The sequence below is a fragment of the Streptomyces fungicidicus genome (assembly GCF_003665435.1).
Lineage (GTDB): Bacteria > Actinomycetota > Actinomycetes > Streptomycetales > Streptomycetaceae > Streptomyces > Streptomyces fungicidicus.
The window spans coordinates 5,289,706-5,315,683 of sequence record NZ_CP023407.1 but is presented as its reverse complement, the minus strand read 5'-3'; the positions used below and the strand labels follow the sequence as shown (position 1 = coordinate 5,315,683).

General features: G+C 66.0%; 24 protein-coding genes, 1 tRNA gene and 1 pseudogene. 10 read left to right on the top strand and 16 right to left on the bottom strand.

All coding sequences use genetic code 11. The features are described 5' to 3' along the window. Positions 1-98: 98 nt before the first annotated feature. Positions 99-170: transfer RNA gene (locus CNQ36_RS24450), tRNA-Arg, on the top strand. Positions 171-395: 225 nt separating this feature from the next. On the opposite strand, the gene CNQ36_RS24445 is transcribed toward CNQ36_RS24450, so the two are convergent. From CNQ36_RS24445 to CNQ36_RS24380, 14 genes are all read right to left on the bottom strand, one after another. Further along, on the bottom strand, positions 396-1,250 hold the full coding sequence (locus CNQ36_RS24445) for a nuclease-related domain-containing protein (RefSeq protein WP_048459205.1): 855 nt from the start codon (positions 1,248-1,250) through the stop codon (positions 396-398). A 108-nt stretch (positions 1,251-1,358) separates the two neighbouring features. Next, positions 1,359-2,732 (bottom strand): tyrosine-type recombinase/integrase, encoded by a 1,374-nt coding sequence (locus tag CNQ36_RS24440; protein ID WP_121547540.1) that lies wholly within the window; start codon positions 2,730-2,732, stop codon positions 1,359-1,361. Further along, complete coding sequence (locus tag CNQ36_RS24435) at positions 2,729-2,923, bottom strand: helix-turn-helix transcriptional regulator (protein ID WP_031039432.1); 195 nt, start codon at positions 2,921-2,923, stop codon at positions 2,729-2,731. Before CNQ36_RS24435 ends, CNQ36_RS24440 begins: the two co-directional genes overlap by 4 nt. Continuing rightward, the gene (locus CNQ36_RS24430; RefSeq protein ID WP_121547539.1) at positions 2,896-4,218 is read right to left on the bottom strand and encodes a replication initiator; all 1,323 of its coding nucleotides are present in this window, start codon (positions 4,216-4,218) and stop codon (positions 2,896-2,898) included. Before CNQ36_RS24430 ends, CNQ36_RS24435 begins: the two co-directional genes overlap by 28 nt. Before the next feature lie 132 nt (positions 4,219-4,350). Beyond that, a complete protein-coding gene (locus tag CNQ36_RS24425) occupies positions 4,351-4,608 on the bottom strand; it encodes a hypothetical protein (RefSeq protein WP_031039437.1) in 258 nt (85 codons plus the stop codon). Between the two features lie 14 nt (positions 4,609-4,622). Next, complete coding sequence (locus CNQ36_RS24420) at positions 4,623-4,817, bottom strand: hypothetical protein (protein WP_023588145.1); 195 nt, start codon at positions 4,815-4,817, stop codon at positions 4,623-4,625. Positions 4,818-4,827: 10 nt separating this feature from the next. Further along, entirely contained in the window at positions 4,828-5,019 is a 192-nt protein-coding gene (locus tag CNQ36_RS24415; protein WP_031039443.1) for a mobile element transfer protein, read from the bottom strand. Continuing rightward, positions 5,019-5,210 carry an RING finger protein gene (locus CNQ36_RS24410; RefSeq protein WP_019527053.1) on the bottom strand — a complete coding sequence of 64 codons (192 nt, stop codon included), beginning with the start codon at positions 5,208-5,210 and terminating at the stop codon, positions 5,019-5,021. Before CNQ36_RS24410 ends, CNQ36_RS24415 begins: the two co-directional genes overlap by 1 nt. An 18-nt stretch (positions 5,211-5,228) precedes the next feature. Next, positions 5,229-5,858 (bottom strand): DUF2637 domain-containing protein, encoded by a 630-nt coding sequence (locus tag CNQ36_RS24405; protein ID WP_031039444.1) that lies wholly within the window; start codon positions 5,856-5,858, stop codon positions 5,229-5,231. Positions 5,859-5,939: 81 nt separating this feature from the next. Beyond that, positions 5,940-7,313 (bottom strand): FtsK/SpoIIIE domain-containing protein, encoded by a 1,374-nt coding sequence (locus CNQ36_RS24400; protein WP_121547538.1) that lies wholly within the window; start codon positions 7,311-7,313, stop codon positions 5,940-5,942. Positions 7,314-7,318: 5 nt separating this feature from the next. Further along, positions 7,319-7,669: an SCO3933 family regulatory protein gene (locus tag CNQ36_RS24395; protein WP_024884492.1), complete on the bottom strand. Its 351-nt coding sequence runs from the start codon at positions 7,667-7,669 to the stop codon at positions 7,319-7,321. 126 nt (positions 7,670-7,795) lie between these two features. Continuing rightward, entirely contained in the window at positions 7,796-8,524 is a 729-nt protein-coding gene (locus tag CNQ36_RS24390; RefSeq protein WP_048459197.1) for a GntR family transcriptional regulator, read from the bottom strand. A gap of 89 nt (positions 8,525-8,613) precedes the next feature. Further along, the gene (locus CNQ36_RS24385) at positions 8,614-9,051 is read right to left on the bottom strand and encodes an ATP-binding protein (protein ID WP_048459196.1); all 438 of its coding nucleotides are present in this window, start codon (positions 9,049-9,051) and stop codon (positions 8,614-8,616) included. A 280-nt stretch (positions 9,052-9,331) separates the two neighbouring features. Next, positions 9,332-10,072 carry a GntR family transcriptional regulator gene (locus tag CNQ36_RS24380; RefSeq protein ID WP_048459195.1) on the bottom strand — a complete coding sequence of 247 codons (741 nt, stop codon included), beginning with the start codon at positions 10,070-10,072 and terminating at the stop codon, positions 9,332-9,334. 85 nt (positions 10,073-10,157) lie between these two features. Here CNQ36_RS24380 and CNQ36_RS24375 point away from each other — a divergent pair, with 85 nt between their 5' ends. The 4 genes from CNQ36_RS24375 to CNQ36_RS24360 all read left to right on the top strand — a co-directional run bounded on the left by CNQ36_RS24375 (position 10,158) and on the right by CNQ36_RS24360 (position 14,477). Then, positions 10,158-11,246 (top strand): DUF1152 domain-containing protein, encoded by a 1,089-nt coding sequence (locus CNQ36_RS24375; protein ID WP_078895231.1) that lies wholly within the window; start codon positions 10,158-10,160, stop codon positions 11,244-11,246. Beyond that, positions 11,243-11,494: a hypothetical protein gene (locus tag CNQ36_RS24370; protein WP_078895230.1), complete on the top strand. Its 252-nt coding sequence runs from the start codon at positions 11,243-11,245 to the stop codon at positions 11,492-11,494. Before CNQ36_RS24375 ends, CNQ36_RS24370 begins: the two co-directional genes overlap by 4 nt. A gap of 487 nt (positions 11,495-11,981) precedes the next feature. Continuing rightward, a complete protein-coding gene (locus CNQ36_RS24365; protein ID WP_006140529.1) occupies positions 11,982-13,202 on the top strand; it encodes an IS110 family RNA-guided transposase in 1,221 nt (406 codons plus the stop codon). A 513-nt stretch (positions 13,203-13,715) separates the two neighbouring features. Next, positions 13,716-14,477, top strand: coding sequence for a S1 family peptidase (locus CNQ36_RS24360; RefSeq protein ID WP_159020915.1), 762 nt, complete (start codon positions 13,716-13,718; stop codon positions 14,475-14,477). A gap of 251 nt (positions 14,478-14,728) precedes the next feature. Here the strand turns inward: CNQ36_RS24360 and CNQ36_RS24355 are convergent, their stop codons facing one another. Beyond that, positions 14,729-15,664: a restriction endonuclease gene (locus tag CNQ36_RS24355; protein ID WP_228313062.1), complete on the bottom strand. Its 936-nt coding sequence runs from the start codon at positions 15,662-15,664 to the stop codon at positions 14,729-14,731. Between the two features lie 273 nt (positions 15,665-15,937). Here CNQ36_RS24355 and CNQ36_RS35375 point away from each other — a divergent pair. The 5 genes and pseudogenes from CNQ36_RS35375 to CNQ36_RS24335 form a co-directional block, all read left to right on the top strand. Continuing rightward, positions 15,938-16,254, top strand: a pseudogene (locus CNQ36_RS35375) (hypothetical protein); the annotation flags it as partial. A 242-nt stretch (positions 16,255-16,496) separates the two neighbouring features. Further along, positions 16,497-17,969, top strand: coding sequence for an ATP-binding protein (locus tag CNQ36_RS24350; protein WP_121547537.1), 1,473 nt, complete (start codon positions 16,497-16,499; stop codon positions 17,967-17,969). Positions 17,970-18,041: 72 nt separating this feature from the next. After that, positions 18,042-20,831 (top strand): Z1 domain-containing protein, encoded by a 2,790-nt coding sequence (locus CNQ36_RS24345; RefSeq protein ID WP_048459192.1) that lies wholly within the window; start codon positions 18,042-18,044, stop codon positions 20,829-20,831. Then, a complete protein-coding gene (locus tag CNQ36_RS24340) occupies positions 20,828-21,832 on the top strand; it encodes a PD-(D/E)XK motif protein (RefSeq protein ID WP_048459191.1) in 1,005 nt (334 codons plus the stop codon). Before CNQ36_RS24345 ends, CNQ36_RS24340 begins: the two co-directional genes overlap by 4 nt. Then, complete coding sequence (locus tag CNQ36_RS24335) at positions 21,825-23,825, top strand: AIPR family protein (RefSeq protein WP_121547536.1); 2,001 nt, start codon at positions 21,825-21,827, stop codon at positions 23,823-23,825. The genes CNQ36_RS24340 and CNQ36_RS24335 overlap by 8 nt, the downstream gene beginning before the upstream one ends. A 67-nt stretch (positions 23,826-23,892) precedes the next feature. On the opposite strand, the gene CNQ36_RS24330 is transcribed toward CNQ36_RS24335, so the two are convergent. Then, positions 23,893-25,827 (bottom strand): DNA cytosine methyltransferase, encoded by a 1,935-nt coding sequence (locus CNQ36_RS24330; RefSeq protein ID WP_048459189.1) that lies wholly within the window; start codon positions 25,825-25,827, stop codon positions 23,893-23,895. Positions 25,828-25,978: the final 151 nt, after the last annotated feature.

The window sequence follows — 25,978 nt, the reverse complement described above, 5'->3', positions numbered from 1 at the left end:
CCCCTCGCACGCGGGACCACCACGAAAACCGGGTCATGACCACCCCGGCGGAACTGATAGTGTTCTACCCGTCGCCGCGATCACCACGCGACGGACACGCCCCCGTAGCTCAGGGGATAGAGCAACGGCCTCCGGAGCCGTGTGCGCAGGTTCGAATCCTGCCGGGGGCACCTTGGACTAGGTGCCCAAAGACCCCGTCACCAGCGGAAACGCTGAGGCCGGGGTCTTCGCGTATGCGCAGGTGTATGCCGCTCTGAGCGGGCGTATGTCGGGGTCTGTGGACGAGGCGTGGACGGGATCTTGGAGCATCGCCGCAGGTGAGGTCCGGGAAAAGGCGAGGCCGCATCAATGTCGGTCGCCCCACCCCATAGGCGTCACGCCGCGGGGCCGCCGGCTCAGGCCCGGGCCCAAGCCTGACGATGACGAGCAACGCTGTACACCTGCTCCACCTGGTCAGCCGTGAGCACGCCTGAGAGCGGAGCGAGTGCCGCTACCTGGCGCTCCTCGTAGACCCGGACACTGAGCTGTGTGGCAACCACCTTCAGCTCGGAGACACCGACGAAGACGAGCACCGGCTCCACCGGTACCGAGAAGTCGCAGTAACGCTCAAGCACCCGGACGACCCGGTTGGCCTCCGCCCGGCTCTTGCGCGCGTAGGGCGCTGGTTTCCCGTGATCGACTTTCACGGAATCGTCCCCGACCCACACGGCCCTCTTGTGGTGGTGCTTCGTATTGATGCTGAACACCCCACCAGGCCCGATCAGTAAGTGATCGATATCCACCTGGTTGGCCAGGGGGATGGAATGCAGGACCCGCCATCCGTGACGCTCCAAACGGTTCAGCTCAGCTCCAACTCGCCTCTCCCCCGCCAGTCCCTTACGCCATGAGTCCCACTCGGTAGGGCGCCGCAGGATCCATGAGACCACTGGCTCGATCAGCCCCGGGCCAGATTTGTCGAGCAGGTCGCGGAGGGATTCACCGGGACGGTTGGTGGACAGGTCGTCGGCCGGCGTCAGTGGCGGCAGCATCGGGCGGGCTTCAGCTTCAGGTGCCTCCTGCGGCAAGACCGGCTCGGGGCTGTCCCGTAAGTGGTGTGCCAGCACAGCGATCATGTCGTCGCGATACTCAGCGACCAAGACGGTGATGTCTCCCGTCCGCACGTCCGCCCAGCCTACTGAGGTCCCATCGGGCAGATTCGCGTACAGGCGATCATGTCCGTACCGCTTCCAGCGCGTGACCTTCAGCTCCACGAGCCCCCCCTCGTCCGCTCTCAGCCCGAAGCATCGCAGCAGGTAGGGCTCAAAAACGAGAGAGGCCCCGGACAAGATGCCCGGAGCCTCGATGGGGTGCGATGTGCCTCACTCGTACTCGCGAAGGAGGTCCTCGATACGCCGGTTGGCGACGTCCTGCCGTCCGTCGAGGCACTTCGCGTAGCGGGTCAGCAGGACCTCGACGCTGTTGCCGGCGCGTTCGGCCACCTCGGTCGGGTCGACGCCGGCGTTGAGCCACGTCGACAGCGCCGAGTGTCGGAGGTCGTACGGCCGACTTGCAAGCGGCGAAGCCGCGACGGCCGGCGGAAGCGCGAGGAGCCGGGCCTCCTGCCACACGCGGTAGTAGGTCGAGGACGGGACGACCGAGCCCTTCTCGCTGAAGAACAGCCGCCCGTCGTCCGCCGTGCCGAAGGCGGCCAGGTGCTCGCGGAGCACGGCGACGAGGTGGGGCGGGATGGGCACCCGCCTGACGTCCTCGGTCGGCCGGTTCTTCAGCCCGCGGTCGTCATGGGTCTCCCCCGAGTCGGTCCACTGCTTGCCGACGGACGGACGTGTCCGGTGGAGCAGCGCCGAGCCCCAGCCTTGCCCGGGAAGGTTCAGGTCCGTCTCGACGAGGCCGACCGCTTCCGCCGGCCGGAGACCACCGAAGTACATGGCGGCGAACAGACCCACGAGGCGACGACCACGGGCACGCCGGTACCCGCCCACGTAGGAAACCGCCGCCAGCAGGTTTCGTGCTTGCTCCGGGTTGGCGACGACCCGCGGATCGACCTGGTTGGACACCTTTGGCTTCTGCCAGCGGACAGCCGTGATCGGGTTCTCCCGCAGCTCCCCCAGATCGACGGCGTAATTCGCGGCGTTGACGAGCGTCCGACGCTTGCGCCGCACCGTCTCGGCCGCTGCCGCCGTGCCGTCGAGCTTGAGCTTCAGCGAGTCGAGGACCGCGCGAGCCGTGGCCGGTTCTGCGAGATCGGCGAGCGGCCGGGACGCCTTGGACACCCAGTGGAGAACGTTCCGCACGTCGTCCGGGACTTCCCGGTCATCCGGCCCCGGCAGCACGAAGGCCCAGTTGCGCAGTGCTCTGCGGATCACCTCGTCGGACGGCCGTCCAGCACGCTCGTCGAGGAGTTCGAGCGTCACGCTGGTGAGGGCTTCGTTGATCCCGTCCCGTGTGTTGGGGGCGGCATGGGGCCACTTCATGGCGAGGTACCTGAGAGCGAAGGCGTACCACGACACGGCCGACTTCTTCTCTTCCATCGAGGCCGGAAGGCCCGACTCCGTGTCGAACTCCTCGCCGTCCCGCATCGCGCGCATGAGCTTCGTGCGGTAGTGGTCGGCGAGCGCCTTGGTCCGGAAGGACTCCGAGAAGACGTTGCCCGCAACAGACCAGCGGACTCCATATGAGGGCGTCTTGGTGTCCCGCTTACGAACGCTCCAGACCTTCACATCGAGAGACTTCACGCCGCCGCCTCCAACTGCCGGAGCCACGTTGTGAAGTCACTCCGCCACACCCGGAGCTCCCCATTGGGCAACTTGAACGCAGCGGGGCCCTGGCCCAATTCGCGCCAGCGGTAGAAGGTGCGCCGGGACACCCCACCCAGCTCGGCAAGGATCTGCGGAACGGTCATGAGTTCGTCGCGTCGGCGGTCCATGTCGGTTCTCCTTCCGTTCCGGGAGCGGGTTCGAGGGTGGCGGCGAGCCAGCTTTCAGCACCGGAGAGGCCGGTTCCGGCGAAGACCCAGTGCGCGAGGACGAGAGTCGTTTCCTGGGCGGTGTCGACGGCCGGAGCGGCTTGGGCGCGGCGCCATTCGGCGCGGGCGTCGCGGAGGGCGCCGAGGGTGGTCGAGTAGCGGCGGGACTTGGTGGAGAAGTGGCCGCGGAAGCCGAGCATGTGGGCCCAGGCCCGCAGGCGGAGGTCTGCCAGCTCGGTGCGTGCGCCCAGGGTCCAGGCGGTGCGGATCATGCGCCGGGCGTGGTCGGTGATCCTCGCTTGTGCCAGCTCGGCGAGGAAGCGAATCGGCCGGTCGAGGGTGCCGGTCGCCGTCTCGGCGCCTTTGGTGGCGTACTTGGCGACGTACGCCGCTACGGCCCGCTCGGTCAGGTCCTGGCCGTCGCCGAAGTCGGCAGAGCGGATCGTACGGACGTCGAGCTGTCGGCCGAAGACGAAGGTGTGCGGCCGGCCGTCGACCTCCGGGCCGTCGACGCGAGCGGCAGCGGCGGCAGCGCGGATGGCGTCGGTCAGTAGCTCGGCCGTCGCCCAGGCCGGGGGCGCGGTCTCGCCGCCTTCCGGGCCGTCGAGGCGGATGACCGCGTGGAAGTGGACGGCGCCACGCTTCTGGTATTCGGCCACCTTGGCGAAGGAGACCCGGGCATGGTCGCGGAAGGCCCGCTGGGTGAGGCCGGCTCGCTTGGCGACTTCCCGGCGGAGGTAGATCGAGAAGCGTTGCCAGAGGGCCCCGGCGTGCGCGTTCCACAGCACGGCCGCTTCGTAGTCGTACGTGTCCGGGTCGAGGGGCGTGCCCAGGGCCGGGTCCTGGCCGTCGTGGCGGATGCCGCAGCGGCAGGGGCGATCGCCGGAGGGGCGGTTGTGGACCGGGCCGAAGCCGGGGGCGGTGAAGGTGGCGAAGACGCGCGGGTGGGTGGCGACCCGTTCGGGGGTGCCCTTGCCGCCGCGGAGTCCGGCGGTGATCAGGTGGTAGGTGTCGCGGCGGTAGGTCTCGGCGCAGGCCGCGCACCGGGTGGCGCGGCGGTTGTTGCAGCGGACGAGGAGCTGGCCGGCCGGGAGGGCGGAGGAGTCCAGGTGGTGCAGGACGCGGCCGATCTCCCCGGTGGTCCGGTCCACCGCGTATTCGGTGCGGTGGCCGTCGAGGCGTACCGGGCGGGTGCAGCCGCCCAGGCCGGACAGTTGGCGGCCCAGCTCGGGCAGGGTGCCGAGGGAGGCCAGCATGGAGAGTTCCGCCAGCGGAGGCGGAGTCTGCCGGGTGATGATGGGAGTTCCTTTCGGCTGTCGTGACGGTTCGGAAGGGACGGCCCCGGGGCGGCGGGATGCTTGGCGGCTTGTTGCCGCCCCGGTGGCCGGTCAGCGCTTGTGTGCGCCGTTGACGAGCGAGCGCAGGACCACGGCGGCGATGGCCACGGAAACGGCCGAGACGGCGACCGCCGCCAGGAGCGCGGTGAGCACGATCCCGACGACGACCACGGCGCCGACCGCGCCGGCACCGATGCCCACGTACGGGGCGACCGGACGACCGGCCGAGGCAACCGGAGCTTGCGTCTGCTGATGCGTGACGGCCGTTGTCGGCAGGGTCGGGACGTCGGGCAGCTTGGGACGGAACACGGCGGATCTCCTTGTCACTCGTGGGTGCCGTTGACGACGTCGACCCCGGAGCGGGTGCCGGACTCGATGGCGGGGGCGAGGAAGGTGTGCGAGAGCCAGAAGCCGAAAAGCGCGATCACGACGGCGACCCAGAGCCGGACGCCGAGAAACTTGATCGCGGCCCAGGCGATGACACCGAGGACGAAGACGAGCGGCAGCGAGACGGTCACGGAAGCTCCTTCAGCGGACGGCGCAGCGGTGAGTACGGGCGGCCAGCTCGGCGGCGGCGCGGCTGTCGTAGTCGGTGGCGAAGCCGCAGCGGGGAGCCGTGCAGGCGGCGGTGTGCTTCTCGCGGCCCCGGTCGTCGTAGTAGGTGGCGACCTGCACGGGGCCGATGCGGACGACGCGGCGGAAGCGGCGGTTGGCGGTCATCAGGGGGTCTCCTTGAGGTCTTGGCCGGTGAAGTCGGTGACGTGCTCGGCCAGCCAGCGCAAGATCTCGTCGCCCTCGTAGCTGTCGGCGGCGAGGATCACGGGCTCGGCGATGAGCACGGCTTCGGTGAGGCGGTTCTGTCGGGTCAGCTCGGCGGCACGCTTCAGCGCGCGGAGCGTGGACGGGCGCACGGGGGAAAGTCCTCCGGGTCAGGTCAGGTGGGTGGAGATGGCTTGGGCCAGCGGCAGCGGGACGCCGAGCCGGGAGCGAAGGGTCGAGGTGTCGATGGGCGTTCCGGTGCGGGCGCGGTGCTCGTCGGCGACCTTGCGTGCGAGCGTGACGAGCGCCGGCGGGACCGGGGGCGTGGAGGGTGGAGCCGGCTCCGGCTCCGCAGCGGGCAACTCAGGTGCAGAGGAGCGCGCTTCGGACGCGATGGGTTCCGGGGCCGACTCGCGCTGCTCCGTCGAGGCGTCCGCGGTTGCTCCGTGGGCGAGCAGCGTTCCGCCCAGGAAGGCGATCGCGGGCCATCCGGCGACGAGGATGCGCAGCCAGTCCGGCACGTCGTCGAGGTCGAGGAGTCCGGCCGTGGCGACGTTGGCGCCGAGCGAGGCGGTCAGGGCGACGAGGAACCAGCACCACCCGGCCGTTTTCGCCTCACCGGAGCGCAGCCGCCGCCAGGCTGCGACCAACAGCAGGTCGACGGAGACCGGGTAGGCCCAGGCCTTCCAGCCGTCCTGTCCGGCGGCCAGCGCCAGGTCATGCAGGTGGGCGAAAGACAGCGCGGCGGCAATCAGCGCTTGGACGAGTACGGCGTCGATGCGGACGGACAGGGCACGCACGGCGCAGCTCCTTCCGGTTCCAGGCATGGAGGGGGTAGGGACGTGGCACGGGACGGCCGTGCCGGCCGTGGGCGGGTGCGCTTACTCGATGACCGGGCGGGCCGTGGCTACGGGCCCGTACGCCTCTACCGGCATCGGCTGGACGTACGGCCGGAGGGGGTGGAGCGCCGGTACGTCTGGGGCGAGGTGAGCCGTCGCGCGGCAGGTGGCCGCGGCGTCGGCGAGGGAGAGGTAGGGGGTGCGGATGCGGGACCAGCCGCCGGAGGTGTCGCCGACGACGGCCAGGCCGGGCAGCTCGGGGGCGATGGCGCAGGCCGCGAGGACCGCCTCAGGGGCGATGTCGCCGAGTGCCATCTTGGCCGAGGCTTCGTCGTTCACGCGGTGGCAGACGCGGCCGGTGAGCTGAGCGCGGAGCATGGTCGCGCCCTTGCCCAGTTCGGCGCCGAAGCGCTGGCCGCAGACTTCGAGGTAGATGCCGGCGGCCCGGCCGAGTTGGGCGAGCCGGATGAGGTGGGTGACCATCTCGTCCCTCCGTTCCTCCTCCTTCCGCGTGGCGACGAGGAAGAGTTCGGCCACCTCGTCGACGAAGAGCACGATCGGGGCCGGGCGTTCGTCCTCCGGCAGTCCCCAGAGGTCCGAGGTGATTAGCTCTTCTGGGGTGCCGGGCGCGATGCCCTGCCGGGCCTTGATCAGGTCGTATCGGTCCTCCATTTCCTTCACGAGCGCGGGAAGCAGCTCGGCCGCCTGGTCCGGGTCGGTCGCCAGGGCGGAGAGCCGGGGTGCGAAGGGCGCCAGCTCGACCCCGCGCTTGCAGTCGATGCCGACCAGGGCCACCGGCTGGGCGGCGAGCCCGGTCAGCAGGTTCCGCAGGTACATGGACTTGCCCGAGAGCGTTGCGCCGAGCACCAGTTCATGCGGCACGGCCTGGTAGTCCCGTACGAACGCGGTCGCGTCCTCTCGTAACGCCACCGGGATCCGAAGCGAGCCGCCGTCGAGCCGACGGGGCATCCGCACCTTCCGCAGCACGTCGAAGCCGACGAGCCGCAGTTCGACGACGCCCGGCTTGACGTCCCGCACGTGGACGGCGTGGACGCCCCAGGCGTGCCGGAGGCGTTCGGCGGAGGCCGCCACGTCCGCCGGCTCCTGGCCCGGGGCCAGCCGCAGCCGTATGCGCAGGCCGGTCGTGGTGGGACGGATGACGCCCCGGCGAGGAGGCACCGGCCGGACCTCACGGCGGGTGGTCGCCCGGACAGCCAGCACCCGCCACCGGGACGGCTCGACGGTCAGGCCGCAGGCGTCCATGGTCGAGGAGTACGAGGCCAACAGCCGGGCCACCGAGAGCGGCAGCCCGACCGTGGACCAGTACGCCGCCGGGTGGGCGTGCCGAGCGTAGGCGGCGCCGCCTATCGCAGCGAGCGAACCGCCCAGCTCGGCCCACGTCACCAGATCCGTCACGGCGGTCAGCCCGCCTGAGCCATCGAGAAGGCGCCCGGAGCAACGGCAGTCGCCCGGTAGGCGATGCCGTGCCGCTCCCGGCCGTTGAAGACGCTCTGCCACGGCCGCGCCACCAGACCCGGAAGCGAGACCGGAGCACCGACCGTCAGGCCCTCGGTCACGCCGCTCTCCGGGACGGTGACCTGGATCAGCGACGACTCGCCCTCGTCGATGTAGACGACGCCGACGGTCATCAGCGCCTCACCGGTCATCGCGTCCTTGGCGATCTCACCGGTCTGCCGGTCGCGCACCTTCGGCGCCGGAGCTTCAGTGAGCAGGATCGTGGCGGCCGAGGCGTCAACGCGGATCACACGCACAGGGATTGCTCCTTCTGAGAGTTGATCAACTCGTCGACCTGACAAGTTGACTTAGCAAGTTCGAAGCTAAGGATGCTAGGTTGACTTGTCAAGCTGCTATCACGGGGTTTCACTCCCGGACGGGGCTCAGCTCAGGCGGTAGGTGTCTTCGAGTTCCTGCCGGTCAGCAGGCAGGAGCACGTCAGCGACCTGCAAGGACCGGCCGGAGGCGTCACAGGCGACGACCAGGACACTCAGCACGGGCATACCGTCCGGCAGATCCAGCAGTTCGGCTTCACTCGCTTCGGGCAGCCGGGCCGACACACGCTCGACCACATGGTCGAAGCGGACCTTCTTCCGCGTTTCGAGGTGTTCGCGAACACTCCCGCTCAGAGGCTCGTCGGTCCCCAGCTCAGTGCCCTCGACCAGGCCGGCGGGGAAGTACGACGAGACCAGCTCGACAGCTTCACCGTCCTCCTCGACCAGGAAGCGACGCATGAGGACTTCGGTCTTCTTCGGCAGGCCGAGCGCCGAGGCGACCCGAGCCGGGACAGGTACACGCCCGACTTCGATCAGCCGCCCCGCACCCTGCGTCTCATCGCGCTCCAGCGCCTCACGCCCCCGCCGGTCCTTCTGCTCGACGACTTCCGGTCGACCGCGGACGATCGTGCCGTACCCCTGCCGGGACTCGAGCCAGCCGTCCCGCTTCAGCAGCTCCAGCGCCCGGACGACGGTCGGGCGGGACATCCCGAATGCCTGCACCAGCTGGTTCTCACTCGGTACGCGGGTGCCGGGCGCGTACGTACCGTCCTCGATGCGCTGCTGAAGCGTCTGTGCGAGGCGCACGTACTTCGGTGGCTCCACTTCATACGCCATGAACGCCGCCTGTCGGGATTGGCCAAGTCAACTGGTCAACCAGCCTAGCGACACTTTCACACCGGCAGTAGGAGAGGTGAGCTATCCCATCACGCCGGCCAGGCATCAGCGACCACGAAGGAGACGACCGTTCCGCCGAAGCAGCTGGGCCCGGAGTGCCAGGAGTCCGCGATGGAGTCCACCAGGAGCAGCCCTCGCCCGTGGGCGTCGTTCGCCTCCGGGTGCCGCAGCCGCACGTTCGCCGGGAAGCCCGGGTTGTGCACGTCGACGCGGAGCGAGGTTCCCTCGCGGTACCACTCGACCCGCACCAGCCACGGGTCATCCGACTTCCCGTAGCAGATGGCGTTGGTCACCAGCTCCGAGATCATCAGCGTGCAGTCGTCGATCGAGCAGGCCGGGTTGTACGGAGCGATGAACTTCCGGAACCAACGCCGCGCACGAGATACGGACTCAGGCTCCGGATGCAAGGTCATCGCTCCGAGCCGCGGCGAATCCTCACAGGGGTGGCGGTCGATCGTGTAGGCCATGCGTGCTCACTCCTTGCCGCTGCCGTCGCAGTCGAGGCAGCGCCGCTTCGACGTGGCACGGTCGCGGTCATTGGCCGTGGAGAGCGCCAGCGCCGTTCGGGAGCCGACGCGCTTCCATCCACGCCCCCGACACCCCCGGCAAGCTAACTGCGCGCCCTGTACCGGCCGCCGACTCCTCACGTCGTGCCCCCTTCTCCTCAAGTGGCCTTAGCCACTTCCTGGATAGTGGCATTAGCCACTTGAGAGGTGCAAGCGGTTCGCCGGAACTGGCGAGTCGTCGTCAGGTGAGCGGGTAGCCCTGTTCGAACGCCCAGCGGTGCGGCGGGTAGGTGGCTTCGGCGAACTCCAGGGGCCGGTCCTGGAGGTCGAAGACGACGTGATGGACGATGAGGACCGCGGACTCCGGCTCCAACTGCAAGTCGGCCGCTTCCTCGTCCGTGGCAGCCCGAGCGCACATCCGGTCTTCTGCGTAGCTGCCTTGACGCCCGGTCATCCGCTCGACGTACATGAGCGTCCCTTCCTGGATCCGCTCAGGGTCCAGGAGCTTGGGTGCCCGCTGGCCGACATCCGCAGCGAACCACGAAGTGGACAGGTTGATCGGGCCGTCCTGGTTGTTGGTCACGCGCCGGCGGTGCACGGCTCGGCGATCCTTCACCAGCCCCAGCGCCTCGGCGACGTAGTCCGGAGCCTCCAGCCAACCGGTCGAGGTGATCACCGCATACTCTCCGGGCGTGTAGATCTTCCCGGTCTGCCGTGCGCGTCCGTACAACTCGCGTGCACGCCGGTTCACTTCGAGGCTGCGCACGTACGTCCCCGAGCCCTGACGCTTCTCGACCAGGCCCTGATGGCTCAGCGCCTCCAACGACCTCGCAGCCGTGGGCCGGGACACCTTCCAGTCCGCGGCGAGCTGCCGTTCCGAGGGAACCTCGTCCCCCGGCCGCAGGTCACCCCGAAGGATCTGGTCACGGATGTAGTGGGCGATCTGGAGATACTTCGGCTGTGCCTCTTCGATCTGCGGCATCTCCCCTCCCTTCCTCGTCCAAGTGGCTATGGCCTTTTGCCACTATAGGGTGAGTGGCCAACCCGTGAACCCGTACTCTGATCGCATGACGCGGTTGATCGTCGCAGCAGGAGGAGGGGGCGACGCAGTCGCCGCCGCCATGCTTCACGCCGCCCTCTACGGCGACGAGGACCAGGCGGTGATCCTCACGTACGCGTGGGACCGCCTCCTGATCGACCCACTCCCGGGACCGCGAGGAGCCGACAGCTTCACGGGACTCGAACCCGTCACTCAGTCCGTCCGGTCGGTGCCGGCCGAGGCCCAGCCGATCGCCCCGGCGGGCTCCACACTCCCCCGGCTCGCGGCAGAGATCCCGCACACACTGGCTCTGCTCGACCCGCACCACGGCGCCGAGGGCATCACCCGCCAGCTCGAAGAGCTGGTGTCCCACCTGGCGCCGGCCTCGATCGATCTACTCGACGTCGGCGGCGACATCCTCGCCCAGGGCGACGAACCCACCCTCAAGAGCCCCCTCGCCGACGCCCTCACCCTCGCCGCCTGCTGCCAGGTCAACGCCCCGATCCGGCTCCTGGTCGCAGGCCCCGGACTGGACGGTGAGATCTCCCCCGACGACCTGCGCCCTCTATTCGGCACTCCCGTCCACACCTTCACGGCCGAGGACGTGGAGACGATCGGCAGCATCCTGGAATGGCACCCCTCAGAGGCCACCGCCATGCTCGCCGCAACAGCCCGAGGAGCCCGCGGCATCTGCGAGGTGCGCGACGCCGGCCTTCCCGTCCCCCTCACTGACGAAGGACCCACGGTCCACGAAGTCGACCTGGACGACGCGGTCGGCCGCAACAGCCTGGCCCGCGCCATCATGACGACCGCCACCCTGGACGAGGCCGAGGCACACAGCCGCGAGATCTGCGGCTTCTCGGAGATCGACTACGAACGCAACAAGGCAGCATGGCTCACTGAGCGGCCACCGACGAAGCTGGACCCCGACGACGTACTGTCCCGACTCGACCAGTTCCAGAGTGAGGCCCGAGCCCGCGGAGTCACCCACACGACGTTCCGCCACATCACCGAGGCCTTGAACCTCAGCGGCTCCCAGCGTGACGAGCTGCGCCGGCTTCTCATCCACAGCCGACCGGGCCAGTACGACGCCCCGCTGTGGAACATCGGAGCATGAGCGCGTTCGCAAGCGAACCAGGCCTGGACGACATCCGGGACGCAGCCGGCCACGACACAGAAGTCGACGTAGCCGTACACCTGCACGACGGCACCGTCAGGCTCTCGATCCTTTGGAGACAAGAGATCCTGCTAAACGCCGACGACGCCGACCAAGTGGCCCAGGCACTTCAGCGCGCAGCAGAACAAGCACGCAGAATCACAGCAACCAGGGGACCGACCGGTCAACCAGCACCTGCGTCCTACTGAGTTACAACCTTCTCCACGGGTTCAAGGCGGCTCGCTCCGCTCACCGCGCAGGCCCGGCCCCCGGCCGGGCCTGCGCTCCTAATGGTGCCGTAACCGGGTGGGCATGTGGTGATCCGTAGTCGCTCCTGAGGCCTGACCTCTCAAGACAGAGCCGGCCCCACATGCCTTCCCGCTCCGTGGAGCAGCGCCGGGGGTGGCGGGGCCGGTCCGCGCTCCTGCCTTCGTCCCGCGCGGACCGGCCCCGCCACCCCCGCTCGCACACAAACAGCGGCATCGTTGGCTCTCGTGGTCCAAGCCGCCGCCAGGGAACACCTCTCACCGCTCGGCGAACACTTCCAGTTCCACAGCTGACCGAGGCCCCTGGCGACCGCTGGGATTGCGAACGGCTAATCGGATGACGGGCCTATGAGCCCTGCCATTAGGGAGACGCGCAACCCCGCCACGGCGACGACCTCACACCACCGTCACCCACCCAAGGACACCCGCCATGACCAGCGTGTTCTGCGGCATCGACTGGGCCACCGACCACCACGACATCGCACTGCTCGACCAGGCCGGCACCCTCCTCGCGAAGCTCCGCATCGACGACACCCCCGCCGGCCTCAGCCAGCTCCTGGACCTGCTCGCCCAGCACGGCGACAACCCAGAAAACCCGGTCCCGGTCGCCATCGAGACCTCCCACGGACTCCTGGTCGCCTGCTTACGCGCCACCGGCAGACCCATCTACGTGATCAACCCGCTCACCGCAGCCCGCTACCGCGACCGCTACGCACTCAGCCGCAAGAAGTCCGACCATCTCGACGCCAAGGTCCTGGCCAACATCCTGCGCACCGACCCCGCAGAACACCGGCCCCTGCCCGCGGACAGCCACCTCGCCCAGGCCATCACCGTCCTGGCCCGAGCCCATCAGGACGCCGTCTGGGACCGCGTCCAGACCGGCAACCGGCTGCGCTCCCACCTGCGCGAGTACTTCCCCGGCTTCCTCACCGTCTTCCGCCACTTCCGCGAAGGCCTCGCCTCACCCGTCACCCGCACCCTGCTCGCCGCGGCCCCCACACCCACCCAGGCCGCCCAGCTCACCCGCCCGCAACTGCGAGCGATCCTGAAGAAAGCCGGACGCCAGCGCGAGATCACCGGTGAAGTCGAACGACTCCACACCCTGCTCCGCGAACCGCAGATGCACCAGCCAGCCCTCATAGAGCAGGCCATGGGCACGAAAACCCTCGCTCTGCTGCGTCAGTTCAACGCGGCCTGCGCCAGCGCCGACGACCTGGAAGCAGTCACCACCACCGCCTTCGCCACCCACCAGGACGCCGAGATCATCACCAGCTTCCCCGGCCTCGGCGCACTCACCGGAGCCCGCGTCCTGGCCGAACTCGGCGACGACCACACCCGCTTCACCAGCCCACGCGCACTGAAGGCCTACGCCGGATCTGCCCCCATCACCAGATCTTCCGGACGAAAGACCACCGTCCTGGCCAGGCACATCAAGAACCAGCGTCTCGCCTCAGCCGGCTATATCTGGGCCTTCGCCGCCCTCACCGCATCCCCCGGAGCACGAGCCCACTACGACCGCCGCCGCTCAGCCGAAGACCGACACGTCGCGGCCCAACGCAACCTCTTCAACCGGCTCCTGGGCTGCCTGCACCACTGCCTCACCCACCGCATCCCCTACGACGAGCAGACCGCGTTCCCCAGCACCGCTTGACTGATCAACCGCATCGGATGTCTGTCTCCGCCCCGCTCCAGCCCGGCCGGCGCCCGTGCCGCGCTCAAGGCAATCAGCCGCCTGATGCCAAAGAAGGGGTACGTCGTGGCTGGGGCGGTCGGCTCCGCGGCTTTAGCCACCTCCCCGGTCCGGGTCCCGTGTCGAGCAAGACCAGGGGGCCACTCGTGCACATTGCGGTCAGGCCCAAAGCCTGCCCGAGTTGCCAACCAGCGTACGGCCCCCTGATCATGCTCGACCCCAGACCGGGCAGGCCACCGGCCAAACCCGCTCCGCCGACCTTCGCTTTGCCATACGGTTCGGCTCAAGGCAGCTCCCCAGGACCTCTGGAGTGCCCCTGAGGGATCGCCCGAACCTCAAAGCCCTGGCGCGAATGATCCACCAATTAACCAACAGTTTGAACTGAAAGTGAAAGGCGCAAGTGTGGGCAATTCAGACAGGCCACAACCTTCCCAACTCGGCTTCTACCGGCTTTACTCTCCCTGCCTGCTGTGCGTGGAAACACGCGACAAAAATGACGAAGTCGGGATCGGTACGGCGTTTCACATTGGAGACGGGTATCTCGTAACCGCTCGGCACGTCATCGAAGGCCGCCGCTTGACCAAGCTCATTCCGGCACGGGAGGGGAAAGTATCATTAGATTCTGTCGAAGTAATCTACCCGTCTGACCCGACGGTCGACTTGGCCCTGCTCAAGACAGACTTTTCACTCGACTACTACATGACACACGTTAAGTATTGGGGGCGAGATGACGTACGCAAAGTCGATCACGTGGAGATCGGCGGGCACCTTGACGACTGGATCGATGACGGACTGGTTCTAATGAAGGTTGTAGCCTTCGGTTACCCCCCTATCCCCACCTCACCACGACCAGAACTCGTAGCAGTGAGAGGAGAGGTAAATGCGATCATCGACCCTTACGTGGGCTCCAAACATCCTCTGTTCGTGATTTCCCCGATGGCTCGTGGGGGCTTCAGCGGAGGTCCGGTGCTCACTGAAGACGGGTGGCTGCTTGGAGTCGTCACCTCTTCCCTTCTTACAAATCACGCTGTTCCCGAGCTCGGCTACGGAGCCGCCCTAACGGTTGAGCCTCTGTGGGATCTTCTTGTGGAGAATAGAATCTTCCCGGCCTCCAATGCCGAAATGCTCTTTGAGTTGCGCCATGGCTGGGGCCTGGAAGAATCCGACTTCCCTTTTGATGAAGATAAGTTGAAGCAACTTCGAGAGCGGTACGCAAAGATTAGCGAAGTCGACTAGTCACATGCCGTGGCCAGGTCGAGCGAAAGCTTCGACCTTCCCGCTTTCCGGATGAAGAGGTCGTGCCATATACGCCCGATCGTATGGGGGCCACGGGAAAACCAGGAAGCCGGCGACTGCCCGACAGGCGCCGACACTGCTCCGCCGCAGTTCAGCCCAGCTGCCTTTATCCCAAGCTGAGGGCCTGTCTGCGCTGCCCTCCTCAGGCGGACTGGGGCCTTCTGCCGCCAGGCTGCAAGGCTGTCCACCCGTCACTTGCGCTGGATTAGATACTCAATCCTGGAGGTCCATCTCGGGCCGAACTTGTCATTCACCATATCGACAAAGGTGAGACCATCGATAAGTTCAATACGAGGCTCACCCCTCTCCTTTCTGCGAGCCCCCGCAGTAAATTCCGAAGTTGTAACCAGAACACCATGAGACTTTCTTTCCATATTCATAACGCCAGCCAGCCTGTCAACGATCTCAACACCCACCTTTTTGGCGGTCCATTTCTTACATTCGATAATCACTGTAATTCGGTGACCTAGAGCCGTCTGGGTCGCCGTAACGTCCCACCCCCCGTCCCTTTGGGGTGGTGTAACTTCGGTGTCGTACCCCAGTTTTTCCCAAAGCGCTGCGGTCAGCTTCTCGAAATCTCGATCAGAGAGGCCGTGTAGCACCTGAAGTGCATCTTCACTAGTGGCGCCGACATCGATCCAGCAGGATCGAATGAGCGCAGCTGCATCACTGAAAGAAGCATGAAGGGGGTCCGGCAGCTCCTGAGCATGGACGGCATAGAAGTTCGACAAAACCCTCAAAGCCTCTTCAGGTTGATCAGGAACAAGATCAAGAATCCATGTGATCCCTTCCCATGCGGCCACCTCTTTTCGAGCTCCCCAGCGAATCAATCTTTTACCAAATTCCCTCTTGCCGAGTAGAGAAACAAGGCTACGGTCACCGCTTTTAGCGGCCTGCAACGCCGATTCGAGGTACACCCTATCCGCGAAGTAGGTCCCGCTGCGCACGAGAAATTTGCGAAGCAGATTTTTTACTTCTGCGTCAGACCTTTCAGGCGCTGTTGCCAGGTATTCATCCCTCAGTTGCTCGGAGGGAAAATGTACAGATGGAGGAGGTTCGCCCTCGCGCCCCCACCGGCCTGTTTGGATGTACTGAAGCCATTCCCCGAGTCCCACCGCGTCAGTCATACGAGAATCTTCGTTGCTTCCTGCCCGATCCTGCCAGTAGATGTCGCGATCCCTTGACGATCTCATCCCCGTTGATCACGAGGGGGCCGAAGAGGTCTTGACACTCATGGATGAGGTGCTGAACGACCTGTTTCAGTCCCCGGCTCGCGTGGCCCGTGCCCGTCAGCGGCGCCTGGAACGGTCCCAAGCAGGCTCTGCGTCGGTGAGCACCACCGCGTCAGAAGGACAGCCCAGCACCTGAGCTCCTGTTGCAGCACTCACGGCAAGGCTCATAACGCTGTTGCTCGACGCGAGAACGTCGCTGGGTGCGTTCTGCACAGCGATCGCGGGCCGCAGTGCCGGTCACCGAAGTTCGTCCGGGCACTTGACCCGCACCGGATCGTTGGTTCGATAGGGAGAGTTGGGGCGGCGGGCGACAAAACGGCCATGGAGTCGTTGCTGCAGAACAACGCCCTCGACCGCCGAACGTGAGCCACCCGCGGGAGCTCCGCATCGCGGTCGTGACCTGGATCGAGAGTACGTACCGCCGCCGGAGACGAACCTCGCTCGGCCGGCTGCCCCCCATCGAGTTCGAATCGTCAGGATCATAACGGCCCTACAAGCCGCGTGACTGCACCTGTCATCCGCACCTGCAGAGACCCTATGGACGTCCTTGCATGTCCCGGACATGATGGTTAGTCGCTCCTTCAACAACGCCGTGTGTAGGCAGGATGCGCCCAGCTGGTCCCCTCACCTCAGGTTCACCTTGCATACAGACGCACCATGACCAGCCACGAGGGGATATCTTCATTAACCAACCGTCTTGGACCGGAAGGGCAGGACCAAGTACCACATGGCGTATGATCTCGCGCCTCCCGAGCCCGTTGGGATGGTGGCCTCCCTGAGTTCGCTGGGCTACTCACTGCCGGACGCCATCGCGGACTTGGTAGACAACAGCGTCTCGGCTAAGGCGGGGACGATCGATGTGGAGTTCACCTGGGACGGACGCGCCTCTTGGGTCGCCGTGGTCGACGATGGTCATGGCATGTCGGAGGAGGCCTTGGTTACCGCGATGACCGTCGCGGCCCGCTGGTCAGCAACAGACCGCACATCCACGGACCTGGGCCGGTACGGAGTGGGGCTGAAGTCTGCTTCCTTCTCTCAGTGCCGTCTGCTGACGGTCTGCACCGCGGAGGCCGACGGTCCCTGGCGCTCACGAACATGGGACTTGGATGTAGTCGAGCAGACCGGTGAGTGGCGGTTGCTCCGTCGGCCACCAGCCGAGGCTGAGAAGGCCTTGGAGCAACTCACCGCCGGACGGTCCGTCGGCACAATCGTTCTGTGGCACCGCATCGCTGGGTACCGGGGGATCGCCGCGGCCGACCGCAGGACCCAGCGGCAGTTCTACGACGAGGCCGAGAAGGTCCGCAGCCACCTCGGTCTCGTCTTCGCCCGCTTCCTCACTGGTTCGGCCGCGTTGACGTTGCGTGTCACAAGCCTGCCCGTCGAGCCGTGGGACCCGTTCCTGTCCAGCCACCCGTCGGTGATGCACCACCCGGTGGAGAACCTGCCGCTCGAAGGGCACAAGGTCAGGGTCGAGCCGTTCATCCTGCCCGGGCTGCAGCGGCTGACCCCTGCCGAGGCGGAACGTGCCGGAGGACCCAAGGGGTGGCTCCGGCAGCAAGGTTTCTACGTGTACCGCCGGAACCGTTTGATCCTTGCAGGGAGTTGGCTGGGCATACGCGGGCTCCGGCGCGAGGAGAGGTACAACCTGGCCCGCATCGCCGTCGACATTCCGGCGGAGACCGACGCCCAGTGGCAGGTCGATGTTCGGAAGGCGACAGTGGTGCCGCCGGTCGCACTGCGCCAGCATCTCCAGCGTATAGCGCGCACGGTCCGGTCCGCCGCAGCCGAGACCGTCCGCAACCGGGGTCAGATAGCGGCACGGCAGCGCGCCGAGAATCTGTCATTCGCGTGGAGCGTACGGCGGGACGAGAACACGGTCCACTGCCGGATCAACCGGAAGCACCCCATGATTCAAGCGGTTCTACGGGAGGGGGGCGGCGATCCGGCGAACATCCGGGCGCTGCTGCGGCTGTTGGAGGAGACCGTGCCTGTGCCGGCGCTGCGTGTGCTGCACGAGACCGACACAGCAGACGACCCTGAGCCCTTCGGTGGTCCGGGGAAGGCCACCGAGGAGGCGACCAAAGTGGCCCAGTGCATGTTCGACGTACTCGTCACCCAAGGCCGCTCTCCGGATGAGGCGCGACAGGTCATCCGCACAATGCAACCATTTGACCAACTAAATGGATTCTGGAACAAGTGACCGGTTGTCCAAGGCGGGGCGTACCCTCCTGTTCCCGACCATCAAGTTGCGTATCTCCAGGGGGAGGCATCCGTGGATCCGGCGGTCAGCAAGGATCTGTCCTTTGCGCTGAAAGTGGCCATTCAGTTTCTGCCGGAGGACCGGCAGGCTACTACAGACGAGGTGACCAAGGCTGTTGAGACAGCCAAGATGGTCGCCGGCCTCAACGGCGTGACGGTGGAGGTCGTCGAGCTACGCAAGCTGGTCGAGTCCCGCACTACCACCTTTCAGGAGAGTTCAGCGGGGCTGAGCAACAGTGAGGACCACGTCCGGTGGCTGCCTGATGCCAAGAACGATCGCTCGTGGGCCTTCTGGACCCGGTACGAACGGTTCCTGAAGCATTCACGAGGCATGCCACTCCAGGTGGTGAACAGCATCGACCGGACGACGGACGAGGTTCTCGGGGAGCTGGAGGATCCGCACCGGCCCGGCCCTTGGCGTCGGATGGGGTTGGTGATCGGCCAGGTACAGTCCGGGAAGACTGGCCAGTTCATCGGTCTGGCGGCGAAGGCTGCCGACGCCGGATACCGGCTGATCGTCGTCTTCGCCGGTGTCCTCAACGACCTACGTGCCCAGACCCAACTCCGCATCGATGAGGGCTTGCTAGGCTTCGACACTCAGTATCAGCTCCGGTCCGACCAAGAGGGCGCCGACCGTTACATCGGCGTCGGTGCCATGGCCGGTGAGCCCCGTCTCCACATCGCGTCGCTGACCAACAGCACTGAGAAGGGCGACTTCGATCGGAAGACTGCCTCCAAGGCGAATCTGCCGATCGGCAACTTCCCGGTGGTTCTCGTAATCAAGAAGCATCCGAGGATCATCGACTACCTGCGTACCTGGGTCACGGAGGTCCACGGCGTCGAGGACCCCAAGACGGGCCGCAAGGTAGTGCAGGACATCCCGCTCTTCGTCATCGACGACGAGGCCGACAACGCGTCCGTCAACACGGCCGGTGACGGGGCTGACCCCACCAGTATCAACGCCGCCATCCGTAAGCTGCTGACCAGTTTCGACAAGTCGTCCTATGTGGGATACACCGCGACTCCCTACGCGAACATTTACATAGACCCGGATGCTGACCACGACAGCCTCGGCGGCGACCTGTTCCCCGAGAGCTTCATCCGAACGCTGCGGGCACCGTCCAACTACCTCGGTCCGGAGCGTCTGTTCGGTCTGCGTGCTCACGCGGAAGAAGAGGACATCGACCCGCTGCCGCTGGTGCACCATGTCGACGACACCGAGCACTGGGTTCCCGAGAAGCACAAGTCCGGCTTCACAGTGACCGCCGACCTGCCGGATTCATTGCGGCGCGCCATCCATTCCTTCGTCCTGACCTGTGCCGCCCGCCGCGCGCGGGGGCAGGTGGATGTCCACAACTCGATGCTGGTGCACGTCACCCGCTTCACCAAGGTGCAGGGGCAGGTCCGGGACCAGATCGACGACTACGTGAGGCTGCTCCGGAACGGCCTCAGGGACCGGTACGGGGACGCGTCCCGTGCGTACATGAACGAACTGCAAGAGCTGTGGGAAGAAAATTTCGAGCCCACCACCGCGTTCTTTACCGCGGACGAGGCCGAACGGCTGTCCTGGGAACAGACTGCCGCCGAGATTCTCCCCGCGATTCAGAAGCTCGAGGTCAAAGCCATCAACGGGGTGGCCAAGGACGTGCTGGACTACTACTCGAACCGGCATACAGGCATGTACGTCATCGCTGTCGGGGGACAGAAGCTGTCGCGTGGCCTCACCCTTGAGGGCCTTTCGGTGAGCTACTACCTACGCTTCGCCAAGACCTACGACACCCTGCTGCAGATGGGCCGCTGGTTCGGCTACCGGCCCGGCTACGAGGACCTGTGCCGGCTTTACACGACCGCACAGTTGGTGGGTGCCTACGAGGAGATCACGGCTGCGACCGACGAACTCCGCCGGGACATCGAGGAGATGGCAGCGATCGGCTTTACCCCCCGTGAGTTCGGTCTCAAGGTGCGTACCTCCTCTCTAGGCCTGAGCATCACAGCCGCCAACAAGATGCGTCAGGGCACGCGGGTGCGGCTCAGCTTCTCCGGCGAACTCGCCGAGACGACCATCTTCCCTCTCACCAATGGAGAGCCAAAGCACAACTTCGACAGCTTGCAGGCATTCGCAGGCATGCTCTTGGAGCAGGCTTCACCGGAGGTTGACCTGAAGACTGGCAGCCTCGTGTGGTTGGACGTTCCCGCAGAAGTGGTGGCGTCCGGCTTTTTCGACCCCTACAAGTCTGCGCCGGAGGCGAACCGGATCCGTCCGGACGCCCTCTCTGCCTACATCCAGCAGTGTGCCAAGGCCGGGGAGCTCGGCAGGTGGACCGTCCGGGTCGTCTCCCGCCGACGAGCGGACATGCCCGTCGACCTCGCAGGACACACTCTGGGCGCGGTCACACGAGCGGCCTCCAAGACCGCCCGCCCGGACCCCACGAAGCACACCATCAAGCGCATCCTGAACCCCAAGGACGAGTCGCTCGATCTCGACCCGGAGCAGTACGCCGCTGCCTGGGAGGCGACGAAGAAGGCCGCTGCGGGACGCAAGAACCGCAACGGCGAACCGCTCGCACCCACCCTGCCGACGGGTGAGCCGCTTCGCTGGCAGCGCCGCCCAGACCAAGCTCACTTGCTCATCTACATGATGGAGCCGCCGAAGGAGGCGAACCTCGATATACCGCTGATCGGATTCGCCGCCAGCTTCCCGTTCTCCCAGGCCCACACCGCGACCGAGTACGTCGTGAACGCTCCCTGGTGGAAGGACGACTCGGACGACCTCAGCTACGAGGACGGGGCCGAGGACGCATGATCGACGAAGCGCTGTGGCAGGAGCTGGAGGTACCGCAAACGAACCGGGGGCGTTCTACCCGGCGGTTGTTCCCCGAGAGCGGGCACGACATCCATGTGGGCGTGTCTCACCCGGGGCGGCAACGCATGCTGCTGGTGAGAGGTGGTTCCCGTGCGGTCGACCGTGCGCGCCCCCTCCTTGTCGACCTGCGGGAGACCCACGGCCTGAGCCTGTCCTGCAATTCGGTGAGCAATCGCGAGTTCGAACTTCAGATCTCCCTCACCGCCGGTGAACTGCGGGAGGTGTTCACTCCCCTCGCGGAGGACATCGCACGTACCTCGAAGGACGCCTCGTCGGAGACCGTCCTCGAGCGGGCGGTCCGACGGTTCGCGTACTGGCAACAGCTCATGCGCAGTGTCGGATCCCAAGGACTGGGCAGAGAGGCCCGACTGGGGCTCTACGGGGAGCTGCGCTACCTGCGCACCCACCTGCTCGCCGCTCTCCCAACGCGTGCGGCGGTGGAGGCGTGGACTGGGCCAGAGGGCAGCAACCAGGACTTTCAGCTCCCGTCCGTCGCCATCGAGGTCAAAACTACCGCCAAGAAGAACGCGAGCACCGTCCGGATCGCCAACGAACGGCAACTCGACGATCGTGGTGTCGGCCGCCTGGTGCTCGTACACCTGGCTCTCGACGAGCGCCGAGGTGGTCTGGGCGAGAGCCTCAACTCGGTGGTGGACGACATCCGTGCCGCCGCCGACCTCGCCTCGGCATCCGCCCTGTTCGAGAGTCGCCTGATCCAGTCCGGCTATTTGCCGCACCAGCGGGACCTTTACGACGAGCCGCGCTACACCCTTCGTCGCGCCGATCTGTGGGCCGTCGACGAAGGATTTCCGCGCATCGTGGAGACCGACCTGCCCAACGGGGTCGGCAACTGCGCCTACGACATCAGCGTCATCGCGCTTGAGAAGCACCGCACCACGACCGAACAGGTCACCGAAGTAATCAGAGGTACTGATGGCTGAGCTGCCCCTTGCCGACTACGCCCGTACGCTCACGGGCGACATACAGACCTTGGCAGAAGCGGAGGACGGCTCCATCCCGAAGACGTTCACCCGTTGGGTGCTGGAGCAGCTGGAGGAGTCCGGCTTCGTCTCCAACATGACGGTCGCCTACCACAGCGGGCACGGCGTCATGGTGTACGGCTTCGGATACAGCGACGACCGCTCGGTCCTCGACCTCTACACCACCGACTTCAGCCTCGACCCCATGGCCGACAGGTTGACCAAGGCCGACGTGACACGGCACTTCCGCAGGCTGCTCGCCTTCCTGCAGAAGGCCAGCAGCATCCGAGGCAACTTCGATCAGCCAACCGAGGTGCACCAACTGTGCGAGGGCGTCGAAAAGCTACTAGCCAACGCCTCGAAGGTGCGCCTGTTCCTGTTCAGCAACTGCGAGTCGACGGCCCGCACGCAGCCGGAGCCCACCGACTTCCAGGGCCTCCCCGTCGAGCATCACCTCTGGGACCTCGCCCGGCTCTACCGTCATCAGACGTCCGGTGCCGCCAGCGAGCCGATCGTTGTGGAGTTCGACCCACCAATCAGCTGCCTGTCGGTGCAGAGCATCGAGCCCAATCTCTCCGTCACTCTCGCCGTCGTTCCCGGACGCCATCTCGCCGAGCTGTACGAGGAGCACCGCACGCGTCTTCTCGAACTTAACGTGCGCGCGTTTCTACAGGCCCGTAGCACGGTCAACCGGGGTATCCGCCTGACCCTGCTCAATGAGCCGGGGCGGTTCCTGGCCTACAACAACGGCATCACGGCGACGGCGACCGACGCGGAGTTCGTCGAGGACGCCGAAGGCAGGCGCGTCGGCATCCGCAGACTCACCGGCCTTCAGATCGTGAACGGCGGACAGACCACCGCCACCCTCCACCATGTCTTCAAACGGGACAAGAGGGATCTGGCCGGCGTCAGCGTCCAGATGAAGCTGACGCTGATGAGCTCGGACGATCTAATGAAAATCGTCCCGAGCATCTCACGGTACTCGAATACTCAGAACAAGGTCACGCTGGTCGATCTCTCGGCCAACGACAAGTTCCATGTCGAGTTCGAACGAATCAGTCGCACCCTGTGGGCGCCCCCAACCACCGCCGGCGGTCCCCAGACACGCTGGTTCTACGAGCGGGCCCGTGGCTCGTACGCGGTGGAGGAAGCGAAGCACACCGCAGTCGCCGCGCGGCGCAAGTTCAAGGCCGAGACCCCGGCCGCCCAGCGATTCGCCAAGTCTGACCTGGCCAAATTCGTCAACGCGTGGAACGGATTGCCGCACCTAGTGAGCCGCGGAGCGCAGAAGAACTTCGCCGCCTTCCAGGATAACGTCAAGAAGCAGCCCCCAGTCATCGACGCGGATTACTGCCGTCGGACGATCGCCATGGGCATCCTCTTCAAAGCGATCGACAGGGTGGCCAAGGTCCACGACGCAGGAAGCCACAAGGCCTTGATCACGGCCTACACGACGGCCCGCCTCTGCGAGGAGACCGGGCGGCGCATCGACCTCGACCGCATCTGGCGGGAGCAGAAGGTGAGCGATGCGGTCGTCCAAGCCGCCCACGACCTGTGTCCGCTGGTCATGGACATCGTCATACAGGATGGCAAGCACGTCACCGAGTGGGCGAAGAGCAGCAAGTGCTGGGAGGAGGTCTCCTGCATCCCCTGGACCATTCCCGACGAACTGGCCGAGGAACTGCTGGCGCGGCCCGTCGAGTTCGCTGTGGACACCCGGGAGGAAGAGGAGGAGCAACTCTCCCGGCTCAAGCAGATTGAGCTTAGCGAGTGGGAGATGCTGGCCGACTGGGCCCGGGAGACACGCGCCTTGGAGCTGGCCGAGCAGCAGATCGCCACTATGATCGCCGCCAAGCTGGCAACCAATGGCACCATCACGGCGGCCCAGGTCAGGAAGGCGTTGGAGGTCTACGACAGGGCGATCGAGGAGGGCTTCAGCGCGTTCGCGCCGTAGGCCGACAAATGACGGGCCTGCTCCCGAGGCAGAGACGCCTCGGGGAACAGGCTCTCGCCCTCCTTGTTCACGACGCGACCCGGCTGCCGTCCTCCTCGATGAAGGTCTGGCTGTACAGATCGTCCGCTGGGGGCTTGCCAATGCAGTGCTTGCGCAGCGGGCACCACGGGCAGCCGGGCTGAGTGGCTTTGCAGTACGCGTTGCCGATCACGCGGAGAGCGGCCATACGCAGCGACGAGTCCTTGCCTGCGCCGACGAGGCGGATCAAGTCGACGCGGCCGTCGGTCAGCTTGTTGATCTGGTCACCCGTGCTGCCGTTGACCCTGGCTGCGACCCGGAGTGCGCCCTGTGTGATGAGCAGGAGGTCCTGCTCTCCCAAGAGGAGGGTGTATAGAGCCTCTTCGGCGGGCTTGAAGCCGAGACGCTCCGGAACACTGTTCTTCTTCGCCTCACTCCATGCATTCCGGTCGTCGACCAGTGGTTGCAGACGACTCAGTCTGTCCTTAGCCGACGCCGTGGTGGCCTTCGTGATGATCTGTTCGAATACTCGGCTGGTCACGGCCTTCCTGCCGCGGACGACTTCCATGATGTCGCGGATCTCGCTGCTCTTCATGCGACTTCCCGCCAGCAGAGCCATCACCGCGGCTTGGGGCGCCTCCATCTCGTCCCCCGGGAACTGATACCAGCCCTCCTGCTCCCGCGCGGCATCGGCCCACTTGCCGAGGTCGTCCCTTACCTGCCGCCAATGCGGAACCAGCCCCGAGTCTTCGGGCATTCCCTCGATAGGGAGAACCACGCTGGCAGCCGCGTGCCCGAGGAGGGGTGGTACCGCGTTGCCGATTTGCCGGAAGGCATCGCTCCGCGTACCAGCGAACCGGAATCTATCCGGAAACGTCTGGATTCTGGCAGCCTCTCGCACCGTCAAAGTTCGGTGGTCCTCGGGGTGGATGTACCAGTAGCCGTCCTTGGCAATGTGGGCCGTGATCGAGCGACTGAGTTCATTCCAGGCCAGACGCTTGTACTTATCCGTGAAATTGTCCGCACGGTAGCGACGCAACTTCTCGGGCAGGTCCGAGTACAAGGTCTTCGACGTCATGTATTCGGAGAAGATCTCCAAGTCGTCGCTACGCACCCGTCGAGTCATGTGGTCATGAATGACGCCGTCCGGAGCACCCTCCCGCATCCTGCCGGCGAACTCGGACAGATCCGCGGGTTCTACATAGGGCAGTTCCCGCTCCCCAACGCGCTCCTGTGCCTCCACCTGGAACCGTGGGAGATCGGAGATCGCCTGCTGAAGGTTGACGGCCGTTTCCACTTTCGGCTGCCAGTCGAAGCGCTCCACGTCGTTGCGGGCCAGCAATATCAGTCGCTTGCGGTGCTGTGGAACGCCGTACTGCCAGGCGTCGACGAGGCGGACCTGCGTCGCGTACCCAAGCTCCTCGAGCTTCTCCTCGATGATCCGCACGACGGCGAAGTCATCACCCAACCCCATGTCAGGGACGTTCTCCATGAGAACGGCTCTCGGGCGGACGCGCGTCACGATGTCCAGGTACGCCTGCCAGAGCTGCTTCCGGTGATCCTGCGGATCCCGGCCATGGTTGCGTACAAGATCCCGGATCTTGCTCCGGCCGGCCCGGCTGAACGGCTGGCAGGGAGGCCCGCCTGCAACGAGGTCGATCTTCGCCTGAGACAGCAGCTCCACCAGGTGGTCGCGCACCTCCGGGTCACCCAGGTCCATCCGCAGGCTGAGACCAGGGAAATTGTGGGCGTGGGTCTCCAGGGCGCGTTCGTCGAAGTCGACACCCGCAGCCATGGTCCAACCTGCTTCTTGGATGCCAAGGCTCAGTCCACCGGCACCGGTGAACAGGTCCACGGCCAAGAGGTCATCTTGATGACGACCGAGCCACTCGGAAAAACCGTCCTCGTTGCAGTGATCGTCGTGGGGGTCGAGTCGCAGGTAGTCAGACCGTTCCAGGGGAACACCGTACTTCCCCTTCGTCACCGCACAGCCCTCCTACATAGACGGGATCGACGAGCACCAGGAGAGCACAGACAGCCACTCGAAGCAACGGCCTCGCGGGGCAAACAGTACTGTGCACACCGGATACTCCGCCGACCCAACAGCAGGATCCGTGAGGGTGGGGCCGTGTCGT

Coding starts and splice junctions, on each gene's coding strand:
- CNQ36_RS24430 (WP_121547539.1), bottom strand. CDS start 4,218: ATGCTGGCCTCCCTCGGCACCCTGCCCGAGCTGGGCCGCCAACTGTCC.
- CNQ36_RS24375 (WP_078895231.1), top strand. CDS start 10,158: ATGACGCGGTTGATCGTCGCAGCAGGAGGAGGGGGCGACGCAGTCGCC.
- CNQ36_RS24355 (WP_228313062.1), bottom strand. CDS start 15,664: ATGACTGACGCGGTGGGACTCGGGGAATGGCTTCAGTACATCCAAACA.
- CNQ36_RS24435 (WP_031039432.1), bottom strand. CDS start 2,923: ATGGACCGCCGACGCGACGAACTCATGACCGTTCCGCAGATCCTTGCC.
- CNQ36_RS24370 (WP_078895230.1), top strand. CDS start 11,243: ATGAGCGCGTTCGCAAGCGAACCAGGCCTGGACGACATCCGGGACGCA.
- CNQ36_RS24380 (WP_048459195.1), bottom strand. CDS start 10,072: ATGCCGCAGATCGAAGAGGCACAGCCGAAGTATCTCCAGATCGCCCAC.
- CNQ36_RS24365 (WP_006140529.1), top strand. CDS start 11,982: ATGACCAGCGTGTTCTGCGGCATCGACTGGGCCACCGACCACCACGAC.
- CNQ36_RS24415 (WP_031039443.1), bottom strand. CDS start 5,019: ATGACCGCCAACCGCCGCTTCCGCCGCGTCGTCCGCATCGGCCCCGTG.
- CNQ36_RS24390 (WP_048459197.1), bottom strand. CDS start 8,524: ATGGCGTATGAAGTGGAGCCACCGAAGTACGTGCGCCTCGCACAGACG.
- CNQ36_RS24350 (WP_121547537.1), top strand. CDS start 16,497: ATGGCGTATGATCTCGCGCCTCCCGAGCCCGTTGGGATGGTGGCCTCC.
- CNQ36_RS24385 (WP_048459196.1), bottom strand. CDS start 9,051: ATGGCCTACACGATCGACCGCCACCCCTGTGAGGATTCGCCGCGGCTC.
- CNQ36_RS24335 (WP_121547536.1), top strand. CDS start 21,825: ATGGCTGAGCTGCCCCTTGCCGACTACGCCCGTACGCTCACGGGCGAC.
- CNQ36_RS24340 (WP_048459191.1), top strand. CDS start 20,828: ATGATCGACGAAGCGCTGTGGCAGGAGCTGGAGGTACCGCAAACGAAC.